The organism is Pseudoduganella sp. RAF53_2 (genome assembly GCF_052113985.1).
Taxonomy (GTDB): domain Bacteria; phylum Pseudomonadota; class Gammaproteobacteria; order Burkholderiales; family Burkholderiaceae_D; genus Rugamonas.
Genome location: NZ_JBFRDW010000059.1, coordinates 1 through 15,255, shown reverse-complemented (window position 1 = coordinate 15,255; position 15,255 = coordinate 1). Strand labels below are relative to the sequence as shown.

14 protein-coding genes and 2 pseudogenes are annotated in these 15,255 nt (G+C 62.0%); 6 read left to right on the top strand and 10 right to left on the bottom strand.

Annotated elements, in window-relative coordinates; translation table 11 throughout:
- Positions 1 to 248: pseudogene (locus AB4Z11_RS05890) on the bottom strand (CAP domain-containing protein); the annotation flags it as partial.
- Between the two features lie 80 nt (positions 249 to 328).
- Between AB4Z11_RS05890 and AB4Z11_RS05885 the strand changes: the two are divergent.
- On the top strand, positions 329 to 934 hold the full coding sequence (locus tag AB4Z11_RS05885) for a DUF1579 domain-containing protein (protein WP_442023370.1): 606 nt from the start codon (positions 329 to 331) through the stop codon (positions 932 to 934).
- 90 nt (positions 935 to 1,024) lie between these two features.
- Positions 1,025 to 1,357, top strand: a pseudogene (locus tag AB4Z11_RS05880) (Rid family hydrolase); the annotation flags it as partial.
- A 161-nt stretch (positions 1,358 to 1,518) separates the two neighbouring features.
- On the opposite strand, the gene AB4Z11_RS05875 reads toward AB4Z11_RS05880, so the two are convergent.
- The 3 genes from AB4Z11_RS05875 to AB4Z11_RS05865 all read right to left on the bottom strand — a co-directional run bounded on the left by AB4Z11_RS05875 (position 1,519) and on the right by AB4Z11_RS05865 (position 5,306).
- Positions 1,519 to 2,322, bottom strand: a complete 804-nt coding sequence (locus AB4Z11_RS05875; protein ID WP_442023374.1) for a M28 family metallopeptidase — start codon at positions 2,320 to 2,322, stop codon at positions 1,519 to 1,521.
- Between the two features lie 906 nt (positions 2,323 to 3,228).
- The gene (locus tag AB4Z11_RS05870; protein WP_442023368.1) at positions 3,229 to 4,263 is read right to left on the bottom strand and encodes an alpha/beta fold hydrolase; all 1,035 of its coding nucleotides are present in this window, start codon (positions 4,261 to 4,263) and stop codon (positions 3,229 to 3,231) included.
- A 122-nt stretch (positions 4,264 to 4,385) separates the two neighbouring features.
- A complete protein-coding gene (locus AB4Z11_RS05865) occupies positions 4,386 to 5,306 on the bottom strand; it encodes a LysR substrate-binding domain-containing protein (RefSeq protein ID WP_442023366.1) in 921 nt (306 codons plus the stop codon).
- Positions 5,307 to 5,407: 101 nt separating this feature from the next.
- Here AB4Z11_RS05865 and AB4Z11_RS05860 point away from each other — a divergent pair, with 101 nt between their 5' ends.
- Complete coding sequence (locus AB4Z11_RS05860; RefSeq protein ID WP_442023365.1) at positions 5,408 to 6,427, top strand: zinc-dependent alcohol dehydrogenase family protein; 1,020 nt, start codon at positions 5,408 to 5,410, stop codon at positions 6,425 to 6,427.
- Here AB4Z11_RS05860 and AB4Z11_RS05855 read toward each other — a convergent pair.
- The 6 genes from AB4Z11_RS05855 to AB4Z11_RS05830 form a co-directional block, all read right to left on the bottom strand.
- On the bottom strand, positions 6,418 to 6,771 hold the full coding sequence (locus AB4Z11_RS05855; protein ID WP_442023372.1) for a VOC family protein: 354 nt from the start codon (positions 6,769 to 6,771) through the stop codon (positions 6,418 to 6,420). The two genes, AB4Z11_RS05860 and AB4Z11_RS05855, sit on opposite strands and share 10 nt — an antisense overlap.
- Positions 6,772 to 6,790: 19 nt before the next feature.
- Positions 6,791 to 7,516 (bottom strand): hypothetical protein, encoded by a 726-nt coding sequence (locus tag AB4Z11_RS05850; RefSeq protein WP_442023363.1) that lies wholly within the window; start codon positions 7,514 to 7,516, stop codon positions 6,791 to 6,793.
- Positions 7,453 to 7,878, bottom strand: coding sequence for a DUF1840 domain-containing protein (locus tag AB4Z11_RS05845; RefSeq protein ID WP_442023361.1), 426 nt, complete (start codon positions 7,876 to 7,878; stop codon positions 7,453 to 7,455). The genes AB4Z11_RS05850 and AB4Z11_RS05845 overlap by 64 nt, the downstream gene beginning before the upstream one ends.
- 164 nt (positions 7,879 to 8,042) lie before the next feature.
- Positions 8,043 to 8,972, bottom strand: coding sequence for an alpha/beta fold hydrolase (locus AB4Z11_RS05840; RefSeq protein WP_442023359.1), 930 nt, complete (start codon positions 8,970 to 8,972; stop codon positions 8,043 to 8,045).
- A gap of 50 nt (positions 8,973 to 9,022) precedes the next feature.
- Positions 9,023 to 9,721 carry a LytR/AlgR family response regulator transcription factor gene (locus tag AB4Z11_RS05835; RefSeq protein ID WP_442023357.1) on the bottom strand — a complete coding sequence of 233 codons (699 nt, stop codon included), beginning with the start codon at positions 9,719 to 9,721 and terminating at the stop codon, positions 9,023 to 9,025.
- Positions 9,721 to 10,788 carry a sensor histidine kinase gene (locus tag AB4Z11_RS05830; protein ID WP_442023355.1) on the bottom strand — a complete coding sequence of 356 codons (1,068 nt, stop codon included), beginning with the start codon at positions 10,786 to 10,788 and terminating at the stop codon, positions 9,721 to 9,723. The genes AB4Z11_RS05835 and AB4Z11_RS05830 overlap by 1 nt, the downstream gene beginning before the upstream one ends.
- Positions 10,789 to 10,919: 131 nt before the next feature.
- Between AB4Z11_RS05830 and AB4Z11_RS05825 the strand changes: the two genes are divergently transcribed.
- The 3 genes from AB4Z11_RS05825 to AB4Z11_RS05815 form a co-directional block, all read left to right on the top strand.
- The gene (locus AB4Z11_RS05825) at positions 10,920 to 11,813 is read left to right on the top strand and encodes a DJ-1/PfpI family protein (RefSeq protein ID WP_442023354.1); all 894 of its coding nucleotides are present in this window, start codon (positions 10,920 to 10,922) and stop codon (positions 11,811 to 11,813) included.
- 54 nt (positions 11,814 to 11,867) lie between these two features.
- The gene (locus AB4Z11_RS05820) at positions 11,868 to 12,077 is read left to right on the top strand and encodes a DUF2945 domain-containing protein (RefSeq protein WP_442023352.1); all 210 of its coding nucleotides are present in this window, start codon (positions 11,868 to 11,870) and stop codon (positions 12,075 to 12,077) included.
- Between the two features lie 187 nt (positions 12,078 to 12,264).
- A partial coding sequence (locus tag AB4Z11_RS05815) for a TonB-dependent receptor domain-containing protein (RefSeq protein WP_442023350.1) occupies positions 12,265 to 15,255 on the top strand: 2,991 nt, incomplete at its 3' end.

Here is a 15,255-nt window from a genome sequence, read left to right as displayed (position 1 = left end):
ACCTCGGCCTCATAGCCCTGTTCGCCCAGCGCCGCGAGCAGGATCGAGTAGGGCCGCAGTTCGACTTGCGACAAGGCGGGCGTTGGCGCCAGCGGCGGCACCGGCGCGGGCGTGCGTCCCTGGCAGGCGGTGGGCGCGGCGCGATAGCCGTTGACCAGTGCGGCCAGCAGGTCCGCATCGTCGGCCGCGCGGGCCGGCAGCGCGGCCAGTGTGGCACAGGATACAGCGCATTTCAGGAGGAAGCTCATAAAGCCACTATGCCATTGACACTGCGCGGCGTCCACGCGGACAATGACCCTTCCACAACCCTGCTTGATAGGAGAACCTCATGAAGCTCCGTAACGTCGCGCAGTACCTGGTTGTCGTCACAAGCCTCACCCTCGCTGCTGCCGCTCCTGCTGCCGACAAAAAGAAGGAAGCAGCGCCCATGGATGAAAAAGCCGCCATGGAAGCGATGGAGAAAGCCTCCCAGCCCGGCGAAGGCCACAAGAAACTGGAACCGCTGGCAGGCAACTTCAGCGTAAAAACCAAATCGTGGATGGACCCTTCCAAACCGCCCGAGGAAAGCACGGCCACCTCCGAGCGCAAATGGATCATGGGGAACCGCTACCTGCAAGAGGACTACAAGGGAACGTTCATGGGCCAGCCCTTCACCGGCCAGGGCACGCAGGGCTTTGACAATGTGACGAAGAAGTATTTCGGCAGCTGGATCGATTCGATGAGCACCAGCATGTCGCTGTCCTGGGGCACTTTGTCTGGCAAGTCCATCAAGTACAAGGGCAATATGTCCGACCCCACTACCGGCAAGGTGGTGCCGTTCACCATGAACCTGACCATCGCGGACAACGACCACCACACGCTGGAAATGTGGGGCCCGGGTCCGGACGGCAAGAACGTGAAGTGGATGGAGCTGGCTTACACGCGCAGCAAGTAGCAGGCATGCCACAAGGGCGGGATGAGCTTGACGATCTGGACTCAGCTGCTAGATTGAAGAGTTCATCCACCTGTCTTGAAAGGATCTGCCATGCGTACCCGCCTGCCTGTTCCATTCTTGTTTGGTTTGATCGCTCTGACCCTGACTGGCTGCGCCAATATGAACCGGGCGGAAATGCGTCCGGTGGCCGTGACTGGTGCGCCGAAAGCAGTTGGCCCTTATTCGCAGGGCGTGGTGGTGAATGGCTTCCTTTATACCGCCGGTACGCTGGCGCGCGATCCCGCCACCAATAAGCCGGTTGAAGGCGATATCACCGTACAGACCAACCGCATCTTCGATAATCTGGAAGCGATCCTTGCTGGCGCTGGATGTTCGCTGAAGGATGTGGTGAAGGTGACCGTCTACATGACCAACCTCGACGAATTCGCCAAGATGAATGAGGCCTATGCGGCACGCTTCGGGGAGAGTAAACCCGCCCGCCCGCACCACCATCCAGGCAGCGAAACTGCCAGGCGGTGCGAGCATGGAGGTGGACATGGTGGCGCGCCTGCCCTGAGGCTGCGCGCCACGTGTCGCGGTGAGACTYACTTGCGCTTGTCCGCAGTCTGGTCGCGCACGGTGCGGAACTCGGAGTCCTGCGACCAGTTCGGCCAGGCGTTCGAATCCGCCATGTCGCGGCCAACGCTGTACAGCAGTTCCAGGTCGCGCGCCATGCCGGTGAATGGCCACTGTGCGCTCCATTCGTCGGACGGCTGGTGGTAGTTGTTGGTCGTGTAGCTCTCTTCGGCTTTGCGGCCGGCCGCCACGCCACCTTCCACCCAGTCTTCACCGGAGCCGAAGGACACCGCAGGCACGCCGCGCTTGGCCATCGGGAAGTGGTCGGAACGGAAGAAGTGTCCGGCTTCCGGCAGCGGATCAGGCGAGTAGGTCAGGTTCCACTGCTTGGCCTTGGCGACCATCATGTCCAGCACGTCCAGCTTGGCGCTGCCGGAAATGGTGAAGTTCCTGGCCGGGCCATAGGGGCTCAGCGCGTCCATATTGAGCATGCCGACGGTGGTCGCCAGCGGATACAGCGGATTCGCTGCGTAATACTCGGAACCCAGCAGGCCTTTCTCTTCAGCCGTGACCGCCAGGAAGACGACGCTGCGCTTTGGCGCCGGCGCTTTGCCGTAGGCGCGTGCCAGTTCCAGCAGGGCGGCAGTGCCGGTGCCGTTGTCGAYGGCGCCGTTGTAGATCTTGTCGCCCTTSGCRTCMGGCWGGCCGACGCCSAGGTGGTCCCAGTGCGCGCTGTAGATCACGGTCTGGTCAGGATGCTCGGAACCGGTGCGGATCGCCACCACGTTCTTCGATTTGATCACACGGGCATCCACGGCAAAGTGGCCGGACATGGTCACGCCGGTCAGCACTTGCGGCTTGAAGTCGCGGGTTTGCGCCTGCTTCTTCAGCGCGTCGAAATCGAGGCCGGCACGCTTGAACAGATCGACTGCCGCATCACGCTGAATCCAGGCTTCCACTGGTGCGTGGGCCTGGGTTGGGTCCTTGCGCACGATGTCGTACTGCACATTGGTATTGGAGTTCTTCACGGTCGCCCAGCCGTAGGATGCTGGTGCGGTTTCGTGCACGATGATGGTGCCCAGCGCGCCGCGGCGCGCCATCTCTTCGTATTTGTAGGTCCAGCGGCCGTAGTAGGTCATGGCCTTGCCGCCGAAGTCGCCCTGGCCGGTTTCGAAGTCAGGGTCGTTGATCAGGACCACGGCCAGCTTGCCCTTCAGGTCCATGCCTTTGAAGTCGTCCCACTTGCGCTCAGGCGCGGTCACACCGTAGCCGACGAAGACCAGCGGCGCCTTGTCGAAGTCGACGCGCTTCTTGCCGTTCTGCGCTGCGCGCACGGCCATCTGTTCGCCCTGGGTGTAGGTCTGCGATTGCTTGCCGTCGCTCACGGACAGCGTGACCGGGCCCTGGATTTCGAAGCGGCCCAGCGGCACGTCCTGCGTCCAGTTGCGCTTGCCCTTGACCATGTCGCCACCTGGCTGCAGGCCGGCGGCTTTGAACTGGTTGATCAGATAGGTGACGGTCTTGGTTTCGCCGATAGTGTTCGGACCGCGGCCTTCGAATTCATCCGACGACAGGACTTTGACGTCCTGCGACAGGTGCTGCGGGTCGAACTTCGGGGAATTCTCGGCGTGCGCGGCAAATGCGGATAGCATCAGGGCGGCGAGGATGGTGTGTTTCACTGATAACCTCCATTCGGATTGAAGTGCCGAGAGTATCGTCCGAATGGAGGGGCAGGTCAATCAAGCAAATGAAGCGACATCCAGTATCGCTTGCGCAAATTCGCGTGGCGCTTCCTGCGGCAGGTTGTGGCCGATGCCGCCTGTTGCAGTGCGATGTTCATATTTACTAGTGAACTTGGGGCGATATGCGGCAGGTGCTGGGTGCGGTGCACCATTGGCGTCGCCCTCCATCGTGATGGTCGGCACGCTGATCGCCGGGAATTGCGCCAGCTGCTGTTCGATCGCGTCGTACTTCGATTCGCCCTGTGCGGCGCCCAGGCGCCAGCGGTAGTTGTGGATCACGATGTCGACGTGGTCCGGATTGTCGAAGGACTGTGCGCTGCGGTCGTAAGTGGCGTCGTCAAAGGCCCACTTCGGCGAAGCCAGCTTCCAGATCAGACGATTAAAGTCCTTACGGTTCGCTTCATAGCCCGCGCGGCCACGCTCGGTCGCGAAGTAATATTGATACCACCATTCCAGTTCGGCTTGCGGCGGCAGGGGCTTCTTGTTGCCGGCCTGGCTGCCGATCAGGTAACCGCTGACGGACACCAGTCCTTTCACGCGTTCAGGATGCAGAGCAGCGATGATGTCGGCCGTACGTGCGCCCCAGTCGAAGGCGCCCAGGATGGCGCTGCGGATTTTCAGGGCGTCCATCATCTCGACGATATCCATCGCCAGCGCGGCTTGCTGGCCATTGCGGACGGTGTCCTTGGACAGGAAGCGGGTCGCGCCGTAACCGCGCAGGTAAGGCACGATCACCCGGTAGCCGGCGGCAGCCAGCAGTGGCGCCACGTCTTCAAAGGCGTGGATGTCATAAGGCCAGCCATGCAGCAGGATGACCGGCTGGCCAGTCGACGGGCCCAGTTCCGCATAAGCGATATCCAGCTCGGAAGTCTTCACATGGCGCAGCTGGTCCAGCGCCGAACGGCCGGCCGATGCGGGCAGGGTTGCTGCTTTGGCCGTTGGGCCGAAAGCCAGTTCGAGGGCAGACAGGCCGGCCAGTGCAAAAGCGCCCGTCATCAGGAAGCGGCGCTGCTTATTGATATTCTCAGACATACTTACCTCCACCTTTCGTTTTGAACAATGTAGCCAGTGTATGTAAGCCGTATGTCGGCTATGTGTCGCAATGTACAAAGGACCGCTTTTGCACGCGGAGGAGTATATCTTGACGGCTGAGTTCAGCCGCGCGCGTTGAACACCGCTGGCTGCGACGCGGCCAGCTTCATTAGTTCTTCCACCGTGACCCGGACTTTGGGCTGCATATGCCATTTCTTCTGCCAAACCACGTGGATAGGCATGGCGCCGCCGGAGAGTTCGGGCAGTACGGCCTTCAATTCTCCTGATTTCAAAGCGTCTTCCGCCAGCCAGCCTGGCAGCTGCGCCAGCCCGCAGCCGGTGACGGTCGCACACAGCAGCGCATCGCCGTCTGTCAGCTCATGACGCACCGGCACTTCAAAAGGAGCAGTGTGGCCATCTTCACTGGTCAGCAGCCAGTTCGAGCTGCCGCCACGGCGCCAGCCGATCAGGCAATCATGCTTTGCCAGGTCTTCGCGCTTCTTTGGCGCGCCGCGCCGCTTCAGGTAGGACGGCGCGGCGCAAATGACCAGGCGTTGCTCGCCCAGTTTGCGCGCCACCAGGTCAGTGTGGTCGCCCAGCATGCCGATGCGCACGGCGAGGTCGATACCTTCGCCCACCATGTCCACCGTACGGTCGCGCAGCGTGACCGATAAATCCAGCTGCTCGTGGCGCTGGCTCAGTTTCAGCAGCGCCGGCATGATGTGGCGGCGCCCGAAGGTAGTTGGCAGGTCGACGCGCAGGCGGCCGATGGGATGCCGGTGGCCGGTCGCCAGAATCGATTCGGTCTGTTCCAGGTCCTCCAGGATGCGGCGGCAGCTTTGCAGATAAGTCTCGCCCTCCGAGGTGAGATCGAGGCGCCGCGTCGTGCGATGCAAAAGCTGTACGCCGAGCCGCGCCTCCAGCCGCGAAATGCTCTTGCCCACTGCCGATCCCGTTACGTCCAGCTTCAGGGCGGCCGCAGTCAGGCTGCCTTCATCCACCGTGGTGACGAACTCGCGTATGCCTGCAAAACGGTCTTCCATGATTTGATCCTGTCAGGATTGAATGAGTGGAATTCTACCTACTAAATAAACTTAAGGGATTGAATTAGACTTTTCTCCATCGATTTCTATTGGAGAAGCAAATGAAAGCATGGCTGTTGAAGGACTTTGGACTGGCGAACCTGCAGCAGGCGGAAGTACCGACGCCGGTGCCTGGCGCGGGTGAGCTGCTGATCAAGGTTGGCGCTGTGTCGCTGAACTTCCGCGACAAGGCAATTGTCGACGGCATCTACGAACCGCATCTGGTGCCGAAGCCCCTGATTCCGGTATCCGACGCGGCGGGCACTGTGGTCGCGGTGGGCGAGGGCGTAAGCCGTTTCAAGGTGGGTGAGCGCGTGAACTCAACGCTGTATACGCGCTGGCTTGACGGCATGCCTGGCCCGGATGAACCCTTGTACTGCCTGGRCTCCCCGCTGCCGGGCGGTCTGGCGGAGTACATGATCATCCACGAACAGAGCGCAGTGAAGGCCCSGGATGAAATGAGCGATGTGGAGGCATCGACCCTGCCGATTGCAGCGCTGACGGCCTGGTATTCGCTGATGGACGTCGGTCACTTGCAGCCCGGCCAGACCGTGCTGGTACAGGGGACTGGCGGCGTCTCGATTTTTGCGGCGCAAATCGCCCTGGCGCACGGTGCCCGGGTGATCGCCACGTCCAGCAGCGATATGAACCTGGAGCGCGTCAGGGCGCTTGGCGTCCTTGACGGCGTGAATTACCGCTCCCACCCGAACTGGGAACACAGGGTGCTGGAGCTCACGGATGGCAAAGGTGTGGACATCACGCTCGATGTCGCAGGCGGCGATGGGTTGAACCAGTCGGTGCTCGCAACCCGTGTCGGCGGCACGATTGCCCAAGTCGGTTTTCTCACTGGGCAGACTTCGGCACTCAGCCTGATGCCGGTCATCTTCCGCCAGACCACAATCCGCGGCATTGCCGTCGCACCGCGCAGCTCTTTCGAACGCATGAATCCTTTCCTGGACAAGCATCGCATCAAGCCTGTCATCGATCATGTGTATTCGTTTGACGAAGCCTTGCAGGCCTATGAACACCTGGCGCGCGGGCCGTTCGGCAAGATCGTGATCAAGATCTCTGATCAGCCGTAGCAGCGGATTTCGATGCTGTGGTGGTCGGGGTCGTCGAAGTAGATGGAGTCGGCCATGCCACGCGCGCCGAGGGTGCGGCCGGGAGGGCCGCCATTGCGCTCGAAGTGGTTGCCGCCGAAGGCAATACCCGTCGCCTTCAGCCGCTGGTGCACCTGTTCGAAGTCTTCGCGCGCGAGCGCAAAGGCGAGGTGCTGTTGAAGCGCCGGCTCCGACTGCATCAGATCCAGCGTCAGGCCGGCATTGACGCGCACTATTTCGAACGGCCCGGCGCGGCCCTCATGCCGGAAGCCGAGAATGTCCTGGTAAAACCGCGCCGAGGCAGCTGCGTCGCGCACATTCAGGATCAGGTGGTCGAGCAGAATGTCAGGCAYATACCAGTTCGATCAGGGCGTCGTCGGGATAGGCTTTGTTCCGGATCGGGGGCTGGAAGCCGTGGCCTTCGGGCGTCAGGTCGAGCGCGATGCGCTGATCGCCATGGAGCAGGGTGGCTTTGGCGAGCTGGCGGGCAGTCGTGGTGGGGATGAGGATCTTCTCGTGCATCGCCCAGTCCGCGCTGCGCAGCAGGGAGTTGACCAGCGACTTGAGCATGAAGCTCATTTCCGCCTTGGCCGTCGCGATCTTGACCTTGGCTTCGAGCCGCAGGTCGCCGAGGCGGCGCATATTCTCCGGCACGCCGAGACTGCGGATATCCGGTTGCCAGCGGAATTTGCTTTTCGGTTTGTTCAGCTGCAGATCGGCGTTATCGTCTGCCACCAGTTCGCTGGGCGGCAGGATAAAGGTATTGTCGGCCGCGACCGGAACGGCGAGCGAGGTGTCTTCGCCGGCGATGCGCAGGGCCAGATCGCCCATGTCGGCATCTTCTTCGGTGGGGCGCAGGCGGAAGCGCATTTCAGGCGCATCCGGCGCCAGCGTGTGGAACTCCTCGAAGGCGTCCAGACCGGCCAGCATCACGCGATAGCTCTTTAATTCGGAACTATGCATGCCCCGGACGATGGCGGCCAGCGGCTCGTCCACCGGCGTGTCGGCTAAGACCGGGCCGACGGCAAGCAGCGAGAGGGCGAGGGCGAGGGGACGGTTGCGGACGGACATGACCACGTTCGCACGGCGCGYCAGACGCCCCAGATGATGTATTCGTTTTCCTGGCTGGCGGAGCGCAGCATCTCCAGCAGGGGGAAGGCGCGGGCGTGGAAGCTCACACGCTGGAGCATGGCGTGCTCCTTGGTTTCGCCTTCTTCCTGCTCGTGGGCGTGCACGTCGTGTTCAACGTCCTCAGTCGGGTGCTCCTTGGTGTATTGCACTTCCTGCTCCAGCAATGACAGCGCCTGGGTCGCTTCGGCCGCCGTAATCACGCCACGCTTCGGGCTCTTGTTCAGCAGGCGGAGAATGCGCTCGGCATGCTCCTGGTACATCAACACTTCAGGAGAAGATTTGGACTTGAACGAAATCAACATAATGCGGCCTTCCACGAATAAATCTTGTCGTTCAGGCAGCGCGTGGTGAATTAGCCTGCCCGTAGTACAGACATTAGGCCGATTTTGTTGTTTTCCATAGAGAATTCTGTTCGCTTAAGTTTGATTTAAGTCATAGACAGGATCGAACGATCGTTGTCAGAACTTTATTTTGCTGGGTTTTCTCCCAGGAAGGTCTGTATTTTTTCGATCGTCATGGCGGGCGCTTCCTCCATCAGCCAGTGGCCGGCGCCTGGAATAACCACTTCGGTGACATGGTCGGCGGCATTGCGCATCACGATCGCTTCATTGTTGCCGAAGGACTTTTCGCCGCCGATTGCCATCACTGGCATGGTGAGTTTTGTTTTGATGGATTGGAGGTTGTCTTCCGCGTCCTTGCGGATGGACTGGAACTGGGCAAAGGCGGCCCGCATTGTGCCGGGGCGGGCGTAGAGCTTCGCATAATGCGCGCGCGTGGCTTCGTCGATTTTGGAAGGATCGCCGGCGAAGTCGTTCCAGAAGCGGTCCAGATAAATGCGCTCGCGGCCCTTGACCAGGCGCTCGGCATCCTTGCCGCCGAAATCGAAATGCCATAGTACGGGCAGGCGAACGATTTGCTCCCATGGTGGTACGCCGGGCACGGGGGCGTCCATCACCACCAGCCTGGTCGTCTTGTCCGGATAGCGGGCGGCATAGGCATAGGCGACCATGGTGCCGATGTCATGGCCGACGATATCGGCTTTGTCGACGCCCAGCATGTCCAGAATGGCGCGGATATCGCCCGCCTGCGTCTTCTTGTCGTATCCGCCGTCCGGCATCGAGGACAAGCCCAGCCCGCGCAGGTCCGGCACGATCACCTTGTGGTCTCTGGCCAGGGCCACCGCCAGTGGCGTCCACATATCGCCCGTGTCGCCGAAGCCGTGAATCAGGACCACGGCCGGACCATTGCCGCCCACCCGCACATGCAGCGTGGCGCCATCGGTCTTGATATCCTGGATCTTGAAGCTGGCAGGGTAGGGCATGGGCGCTGCGAGTGCAGGCAGTGCGGCGGCTGCCAGCAGGGCGGCAGCGAGGGCAGATACGAAGGGAATGCGCATGCGTCGTTCTCCTTTGGTTGGGTACCACCGCCCAAGAGAGTAGCAGATTCTTAAGCCGGGGCCAGTTTTTCCATCACCGCCTTGCGATAGCGGCGGCTCATACGCAGCCGCTGCGCGTCGCCGAGGACGACTTCGTATTCGCCGTCTTCGCGGATTTCCAGCGCACGGATGCGATCGAGATTGACGATGGCGGAGCGGTGAATACGGTAGAAGCCATATGGCGTCAACTGCGCTTCCAGATCGGCGAGGCTGCGGCGCAGCATGTGCGTGCGGCCCGCCGCGTGCAGCGTCGAGTAGTAGTCGCTGGCTTCGATCCAGTCGATGTCGGCGAACTTCACGACCTCCAGCGTGTTGCCGTTCTTGATGATGAAGCGGCGCGTTTCATCCGGCACGCGCAGGCGTTCCTTCACGCGCGCCAGCACGCGCTCGAAGCGCTGGTCGTCGAAAGGCTTCAGCAAATAGTCCAAAGCGCCGACTTCGAATGCGCGCAAGGCGAACTGGTTGTGTGCCGTGACGAAGACAATCGCGAACGATGGCGACGGTCCGATGCGCTCCAGCAGTTCAAAGCCGTCGCATTCGGGCATTTCGATATCGAGGAAGACCAGGTCGGGAGCGTGCTCGGCGAGTGCGGCAAGCGCGTCTTCAGCCGAGCCGCATTGGCCCACCACGGTGATTGCCGGATCGCGTGCCAGCAGCACGGCGAGATTGCTGCGCGCGAGCGGTTCGTCGTCGATGATCAGGGCACGCATCAAGTCTCGCAATAGGGCAGGGTGATCGTGGCCAGCACGCCTGACGCCTGATTGCGCAGGGTCAGCGCTGCGTCCGCATACAGCGCCTGCAGACGCTGGCGCGTGTTGGACAGGCCGACGCCATCGCGAATCTGCTCCGGCAGCAGTGGGCCGTCGTTCATCACGCTTAAGGTCAGCAGCCCGCCTTCGCGCTCGGCGGTCACGCGCAGCTCGCCGCCTTTCGCGCGCTTGGCGATACCATGCTTGATGGCGTTTTCCACCAGCGGCTGCATGATGAAGTCCGGCACCTGGGCTTTCATCAACGGCGCCGGAATGTCGATGCGGCAGCGCAGGCGCTCGGCAAAGCGCATCTGCTGGATGTCGAGGTATTTGCGCAGGAAATCGACTTCGTCTTCCAGCGCGACGAACTGGCGATCGGAACGTTCGGTCACGCGGCGCAGCAAGTCGCCAAGAGAGGCGACCATCGCGATCGCATCGCGGTCCTTCTTCTCACGAATCAGACCCGTGACGGCGTTCAGGGCGTTGAGGATGAAGTGCGGCTCGATCTGAAGCCTGAGTGCCGCGAGCTGGGCTTGCGCCAGCAATTCGGACAGGCGCGCACTGGCCTCGCGCTGGCGCAGCAGGCGGTGCTGGGCGTCGATTGTGATTGCCACGGCCACGATCGCGCCATACAGAATCACGTCGCCCACCAGATTGTTCAGCAATTTGGATCGCAGCAGCGGCATAAATGGATCGGCGCCGTGTGGATACGCAAAGGGATTGGTCGTGTGTTCCAGCGCCGAGGCCCAGGTGGCCCATGCCACACCGATCAGCAGACATGCGGCGCTGTGCACGAGCCAGGGCGCTGCGGCGCGCGACGGCAGGGGAAAGCGCTGTAGCAGGACCAGTGCCATCGGCGTGAATACCGCCCAAACCGCCCAGGATGCGAAGGTCACCGCAAACAGCGTGGCCCACGCATGCTCCATGCCCATGGCTTTCATCGACACGACGGTCTGGGTCGCATCGAACAGGGCCAGGGCCAGCCACGGATAGGCTACGTAGCGCAGGGTTTTTGCTGAAATCGTCATGGCGCAATCATAGGGGAAAACCGGTGGCCGGGCGATGGTTTGCAGCGAATCCACGGCAGCCTGCAGCCAGGTGCGTCGCGCCGCAGCAAACGCGATGGGACACTACACCCATCACATTTCAAGGACCAATCATGAACCGACGTGACCTCTTCCGCCTTTCCACCGCGATGGGACTGACCGCGGCGCTGCCTGCGCTGGGTAAGGCCGCAGCGGCTGCGCCCACACCTGCACGAGTACCGGCGCTTCAGCCGCCGCCTGACGGCGCCATCCCCGTTGCATTCCTGCTGTCCGATGGCGCGGTGATGATCGACTTTGCCGGACCTTGGGAAGTGTTCGAGAACGTCAGCATTCCGGGCCGCGAACAGGCCTTCAATCTCTACACGGTTGCCGCCACCACCAAGCCAATCAAGGCCAGCGGCGGCATGACCATCGTCCCTGAATACTCCTTCGACAATGCGCCTGCGCCGAAAGTGATCGTCATTCCGGCGCAGAGCGCGCGCGATGAAGCCGTGCTGACCTGGATACGCGAAGCGTCGCAGGAGGCGGACCTGACGATGTCGGTCTGTACCGGCGCCTTCCTGCTTGCGAAGACGGGACTGCTGTCCGGCAAAGCCGCCACCACGCACCACGGCTCCTACACGCAATTCGCGATGGCTTTCCCCGACATTGCGCTCAAGCGCGGCGCGCGCTTTGTGGAAGCGGGCAAGTTCGCCAGCGCCGGCGGGCTGTCCTCCGGCATCGATCTCGCGCTGCGTGTGGTGGAGCGCTACTTCGGCCGGCCCGTTGCGGCCAACACGGCGGACGCATTGGAATACCAGGGACAGGGCTGGCTCAATCCGGAGTCCAACGTTGCTTACGCCAAGCGCCGCCGCTCAAGCGCCGAGCACCCGCTATGCCCCGTGTGTGAGATGGAAGTGGCCAAGGCTTCCGCGCCAACGTCCCGCTATCGCGGCAAGACCTACTATTTCTGCATGAGCGACCACAAACAGCTGTTCGACGCCAACCCGGCGCCTTATCTCGGATAAGCGTGCGATCCGTCGCCACGATCTGTGCTCCAATCTTCCGATAGGAGGCAGATCATGGCGGAAGAGCTCAAAATTGGCGACAAGGTGCAGTGGAATTCCTCGCAAGGCCCGGTTCACGGCACCATCAAAAAGAAGCTGACCTCGCCCACCCACATCAAAGGCCATGAAGTCGCGGCCTCGCCCGGACACGTCGAATACCTCGTCGTCAGCGACAAAACGGGCGCTGAAGCCGCCCACAAAGCCGAAGCGCTCAAGAAAATCTGATTTGCAACAGATTCCAGCGCGAATCAATCAACTTGATGACTAAAAAGGGCTTCGATCAACTCCCTGATCGATAGCCAATTGACCCTGTTTGCAATCGCTCTCTAACATCGCCTAAGCCGCACAGTACGGCGAGTAAATGATAGCGCTATCTTATAAAGTCGCATTAAAAATAGAGGAAGACAAAATAATGAGATCTAAGAAGCAGACAGGAAAGAAACGCACACAACTCAATCACAAACCTGCCGTATCGGCGCTGCTGATCGCGGCCAGCATGGGCGGCGCGGCGCAGGCACAGCAAGCGCCGGACAGCGCAAAGCCTGACGAAAACGTCGTCACGATCACGGGTTCGCGCCTGGTCAGCCGCGGCTTCCTGGCGCCGACCCCGGTTACCGTGGTCGATGCACAGGAACTGAAGGTGTCCGGTACCCAGAACCTGGAGAACCTGCTCAACGATATGTCGCAGTTCACCGGCAATCAGTTGAACAGCCCCACAGCCAACACCGTGCAGGCGGGCCAGCCGGTCGGCACCTCCACGCTCAATCTGCGCAACCTCGGCGCGACCCGCAATCTGGTACTGGTCAACGGCCGCCGCTTTGCGATCACCGGCCCTGACTTCACCACCGACATCAACACCATTCCGACCGCGCTGGTGAAGCGCGTGGAGACTGTTACCGGTGGTTCGTCCGCCGTGTATGGTTCGGACGCGATTTCCGGCGTGGTCAACTTCATCCTGCGCGATAACTTCCAGGGCGCGGAAATCAATGTGCAGAGCAACTGGGATCAGCCGACGCACACGCCAACCCGCAGCGTCGATTTGACGGTCGGCGGCAACTTCGACAGCGGCAAGGGCAACGCCGTCATCTCCGTCAACTACCAGGACCGCAAAGGCACCACGCGCGGCGACTTGGGCGGCTATGCCTTGCCTTCGCTGGGCGACGGCTGCGTGACCGCCGCGTCGTGGTCGGCCACCGGTCCCGGCACGCCGTTGGCCGTGCCTTCCGGCCAGACCTGTCTGTCGGCGGGCGGCAAGCCTGGCCTGGTCTACAGCGGTTCGTCGACCGTGCCGACGGGACGTATCGGCAACCTGCCGGTGGTCGGCTCTTCCAGCTCCAACGCCGCGCTGGATGCGGCCATGCGCGCAGCGGGCCTGGGCAGCATGACCACGCTGGGCGCCATCTTCGACCAGACCGGCAAGACCGTGCGTCCCTACACCACGGCCGATGCTTACGACCTTGGTCCGCAATCCTACGTCGTCACGCCGCAGAAGCGCTGGGTGGCCAACGCCTTCGCCCACTATGATTTCAATCAGTACGCGACCGGCTACAGCGAGGTGCACTTCAGCAGCAACCGCGCCAGCGTGCAACTGGCGCCGTCCGGCGTAGGCGGCAACTTCCTGGTCAACACCAATAATCCTTATCTCAGCTCGCAGATGCAGGAAGTGCTGCGCCAGCTGGACCTGAAGGAAAGCGGCACCTCGACTGTCACCAACGGCAAGAGCACGCTGTCCACCACTGCTGGCGATGGATTGGCGGTTCTGAATCTGAACCGGCGTATGACCGATGTCGGTCCGCGCGCGGCAGCGACCGACCACGAAACCTTCCGTATCGCTTTGGGCGTCAAGGGGCAGCTGCCGAATATCTCGGACAATTACCTGAGTGACCTGAAGTACGATATGTACTACACCAACAGCCGCACCACGGAATCCCAGCTTCAGGCCGGGTCGATTTCGCTGAGCGGTTTCCAGAACGCGCTGCTGTCGCAGGGCGGTGCTGCACCAGTGCTGAATCCCTTCGGCCAGAACATCAGCCCGGCCGCCGCCACTGCTGTTTCGGTCATCTCCAACTCGAATATCACCGCCGAGCAGCAGGGTCTGGCCGCTGGGCTGACCGGTACGCTGTTCCAGCTGCCAGCCGGTCCGGTCGACTTCTCCACCGGCGTGGAACGCCGCCGCGCTGACGCCCGTTACTCGCCGGATGCCTACCTGGCTTCGGGTGACGTCGCCGGCTGGAATGCGGCGCGCAAGACCGAAGGTTCGGAGACTGTGAAGGAAGTGTTCGGCGAAGCGCGCATCCCGCTGCTGACGGACAAGCCCTTCGCCAAGAGCCTGAGCGTAAGCGGCGCCTTCCGCCGTTCGGACTACGATGTGGAATCGGTCGGCGCGGTGTGGACCAACTCGGTCGGCGCCGAATGGTCACCGGTGCAAAGCCTGACCTTTCGTGCGCAGAAGCAGAAGTCGATCCGCGCGCCAAACGTGGGTGAGCTGTACGGCGGCCAGGGCACCAATGGCCCAACCGCGACCGACCCGTGTTCCAGCCGCCAGCCTGCATCGCAGCAGACGGCAGCTGTGCGTGCGCTGTGCCAGGCGACCGGCGTGCCGGCCAATCTGGTGTTCGACCAGTCCATCCAGCCGACCAATTTCCTGACCCAGATCGTGGGCGRCAATCCGGGCCTGAAGGCTGAGACTTCGCACACCACGACTTTCGGCGCCGTGTTCGCACCCACCACCGTGCCGGGCCTGCAAATGAGCCTGGACTACTACCGCATCACACTGGATGACGCGATCTCCACGCTGGGCGGCGGCGGCATCCAGTCGGTGCTGAACCTGTGCTATAACACCATCCAGAACGCGAACAGCGTGTACTGCAAGGCCATCAACCGCGACCCGGTGACCGGCCAGATCGCAGCACCGACGTACGTGATGACCACGGCGGCCAATATCGGCGGCATCAAGACTTCGGGCCTGGACGCTGCGGCGCACTACGGCTTCCGCACCGCTTTCGGCTTGATGGGCGCAGACAGCCGCTGGAATCTCGACACCAACTGGACTTATGTGAAAGAGCTGACCTTTACGCCAATTCAGGATCTGCCGAACATCACCAACGAGTGCGTGGCAAGCTTTGGTCCTACCTGCGGCCAACCGGTGCCGCACTGGAAGGGCACTGCGCGCGTCACCTGGAACTCGGGCAAGGCAATGCTGTCGGCCCGCGTGCGCTACCTCGGCAAGGTGACYGTGGATACCTACGTTCTGCCGCAGCGCCAGGGAGGCACGCCACCGGCGCTGGAGTCGCTGACCAATCCGAAGATCGGCGCTTACGCCTATCTGGACCTGACGGCCGGCTACGACTTCACCAAGAACATCCGCCTGGTGGCCGGCGTGCGCAATGTGCTGGATAAGGAC